Raw genomic sequence first — 2,872 nt, 5'->3', positions numbered from 1 at the left:
CAACGATACCGTTTTTTGCGTTTCGTTTTGTCAGCGATGTTACTGTTGCTTTTCCCGTTAAAACATCCTCTGCGAAAACGGGCTTTAACCATTCGATTTTTGTAGATTTTCCCGCAACAAGGAACTGAAGGCCCACATCCGGATTCGAACTGGATTCATCGAAAAAGACGTTTCCTTCATAGCCACCATCCGTAGGTTCGAATTCACCGTAACTGAATTCAATGTAGGCTTTGGTCGAATCTCCGAAAAGGCTCCATTTGCCAGATGTTCCCTCGTCGCCTTCGTCGAAGCCCGTGTTTACATGGTCGCCATCCCTCTTGGACCACCACATCTCCCAGCGGACGTAAGGCGTCAACCGCTGAATGGTGAATTCGCCCGATGCACCCGATTCGCCTACAAAGACCAGCTGCACAGAACGCACCTTCTTGACAACGTCAGATCCATCCGTTTTAGTCGATTTTTTCATCTTGAAATCTTCCCAAGATGCGCAACGGCTTTCGTTTCCGGAATCCTTCATATTCAAGCTCACAAAAGGCACATCCTTGTCTACAGAAGAACTTGCGTAGTCCGCCGTATCGAGGCGGATTTCCACATCAAAATCAGACTTGTACGCAATGCATATGCCGTCGCCGTCCTGAGAAAGGTCGGCGGGAGAACCGTCCGGATTGGAAACATCATAGGCGATACCGGCACGGGCAAGGCCTTTTGCACTCGCCTTTTTAAGCGATACACGGCCTACCAAAGCCTTCTTATTATTTTCCAGTTTAATTTCAGACCCATCCATGACATTCCAGGCCGTAAGATTATAAGACTCGTTCCAAAAACCGTTTCTTTCTTCCGTGGTGCCATCACTCACCGAAGTTGCCGATTCATTTGAACAAGCGACTAACGCAAGACTACTCAGAAGCCCCCAGCATAGAACTCTTGCTTTTGTAAGTTTATTCATATTAACCCTCATTTTTTTGTGTATTTTTTGCCAATGGAAACATCTGCAAGTTCAAACGATAAACTTGATTTGGTTCCTTACAAGTGTTAGCTATCGCTACAATCTTTCTGCGACAGGATTCCAGTTCCCGCACAATTTGTTCATAAGTATCGCGATCTATTCCCATCGTTATGCCCGAAACATCGCGATCATTGACATCAAACTCATCAATTGCCTTCTGTGCAAAGCAAGCCATTTCACGATGCATAGAACGTAGCACCAAAGGCATCACATCGGAATTTCCGACCAAAGCTTTTTCTGTCTGCACATAGACATTCTTGGACTTGCGCTGCAAAATTCCGACACTCACCATAAAGTTCAAAGATTTGCGAACTTCATCAGCCGTAATCGGCTGCCAGCACATTTCGGCAACAGCTTTAGGTGTGGCACCTGGCATCATGGCCACCAATTCACGCAAAACTGGATTTTTCCAAGATTCAAAATACGTGAAGGCATCTGCATCGACCACTCGAATCTTGTTCGCTTTCGCGATATCCTTCATGCTTGCGAAAGCATTCTTTTTCGTTTCGTCGTCCTTCGCTTGGTTATAATGCACAAGGCTGCGAAAATATGCATATTCAAAGCCACCCAGATTCATGGCTGCGGCAACCCTTTCAATTCCCAGTTCACTGAGACTGCTTTTTCCTTCGCACACCAGTTTCAAGTATGTCGGTGAAGTGAAGCCCGCCAAGCGGGCAAATTCACGCCATGTAAACGAGCAAGTCCTCTTACGTTCATCGTAAAAGTCCTGCATACAGCTGCGATAATCGCGATATTCCGTTACTGGTTTCACAAAAAAAACTCCTAACCTTTTTCTTTGCATCCTTAATATACCATTTTTTGTATCATCTGTCAATATTTTTATGATACAAATCAAAAAAAATTTCTTTTCGCGCAACTTTTTTGTATCTTTGGGGCACCGTAAACCTATTACACAAATTAATATCAGTTAGGAGATAAATTAAATGCTCAAAAAAATCATTCTTGCAAGTGCTCTTGCAGCGGTTTCATCCTTTGCCGCGTGGGATTTGTTCCCTGTTCTTGAAAATCATAAGGGACAGACTATGGTCAGCTCTTCTTACAGGACCACCTCTATCGAGGATAAGCAATACCACAGCCTTAATCTCTATTTCGGTTCCCGTTACACGGTTTTTCCGAACCTTGAACTTGCGCTCATCGTTCCGTACCATGTATTTTCGTACTATGGCGGAAACAAAATAGGGACAGACGGAACTGGTTCAATCAGTCTTTTTACACGTTACCAATTTATTCCCACCATGAACGTGTTTGCGGATATTTATTTTCCCAATGAAGGCTACTACGATGATCCATGGTATTTCCAATTCGGCTTGCAATATTCAAGGAAACTAAATCAGTTGCTCAACTTCGGATCTCAGCTTTCTGTTAGAACAAACACAAAAGGAGAGGGTGAAGACATTCCTTTATCCACATCCGCTGCGTTGGAACTTGATTTTACCGTTACAGAAAACTTTGCCCCATACATAAGAACGAACGGGACACTGGATCTCGGAGCGTTCTCAGACCATGGATACCAATTCTCTCATGGCGGTGGAGATTTATATCTTTCCTCGGCTATCGGTGTGAAATACGACTTTAACGAAACCATTTCTATCGATGCCTCAGGTTCAATTGGCAAAGTGGTTAACGAAGATGACAGTTCCCTTGAAATTGGTGCAGCTTTGGCCTTTTTGCTGAATTTCTAAAAAAGCTATTGGGTCGGCATTATTTTACTGCACACTTGCACACCACTCTTGTTTTTTGCTATATTGTGTTAGGAATAATTTTAACACTCGGCAGTCAAAAAAAAATTGACAGCCGGGTGTCAAAAAAAATGTTTATCTTTGTACCGACAAAAATCTTAACGAG

The 2,872-nt window shown here is 43.5% G+C and carries 2 protein-coding genes and 1 pseudogene; 1 reads left to right on the top strand and 2 read right to left on the bottom strand.

Annotated features, from left to right (window positions below; translation table 11 throughout):
* Both Q0628_RS04325 and Q0628_RS04320 read right to left on the bottom strand, forming a co-directional pair.
* Nucleotides 1-946: pseudogene (locus Q0628_RS04325) on the bottom strand (hypothetical protein); the annotation flags it as partial.
* 1 nt (nucleotide 947) lies between these two features.
* Complete coding sequence (locus Q0628_RS04320) at nucleotides 948-1,778, bottom strand: TIGR02147 family protein (RefSeq protein WP_298768498.1); 831 nt, start codon at nucleotides 1,776-1,778, stop codon at nucleotides 948-950.
* 172 nt (nucleotides 1,779-1,950) lie between these two features.
* On the opposite strand from Q0628_RS04320, the gene Q0628_RS04315 reads away from it, so the two are divergent.
* Complete coding sequence (locus Q0628_RS04315; RefSeq protein WP_298768496.1) at nucleotides 1,951-2,709, top strand: hypothetical protein; 759 nt, start codon at nucleotides 1,951-1,953, stop codon at nucleotides 2,707-2,709.
* Nucleotides 2,710-2,872: the final 163 nt, after the last annotated feature.

It is taken from the genome of uncultured Fibrobacter sp., from assembly GCF_937877005.1.
Taxonomy (GTDB): domain Bacteria; phylum Fibrobacterota; class Fibrobacteria; order Fibrobacterales; family Fibrobacteraceae; genus Fibrobacter.
This window is presented reverse-complemented; position numbering and strand designations above follow the sequence as displayed.

What these genes read in the sequence shown, in the direction of transcription:
- Q0628_RS04315 (WP_298768496.1), top strand. Translation starts at nt 1,951, where the DNA reads ATGCTCAAAAAAATCATTCTTGCAAGTGCTCTTGCAGCGGTTTCATCC.